Consider the following 259-nt stretch of genomic DNA (forward strand, 5'->3'; position numbering starts at 1 on the left):
GGGTATTCGGAGATCGCCTCCTCGAAGAACCGCTGCGGGGTGGACAGCTCGACCCTCGGCGCGCCCTCGATGTCGGCGAACCGGCGCGCCGACTGAAGCATCTCGCGCGTTGGCCCGCCACCCCCGTCGCCGTACCCGAAGGGTGCCAGGGAGACGGTGGCCGCGCCTCTTTCCGCGAACGTGCGCTCGGAGCGGAGCAGCTCCTCGGCCGACAGCGACGCGTTGTAGGTGTCGACGGGCGGGAAGTGGGTGAAGATCC

At 70.3% G+C, this 259-nt stretch carries 1 protein-coding gene; it reads right to left on the minus strand.

Annotated features, from left to right (window positions below):
- Window positions 1-259, minus strand: a 259-nt coding sequence (locus BN358_RS23235) for a hypothetical protein (protein ID WP_157593372.1), incomplete at both ends; no start/stop codon positions are given.

The organism is Sedimentibacter sp. B4 (assembly GCF_000309315.1).
In the GTDB taxonomy this organism is placed as follows: domain Bacteria; phylum Bacillota; class Clostridia; order Tissierellales; family Sedimentibacteraceae; genus Sedimentibacter; species Sedimentibacter saalensis.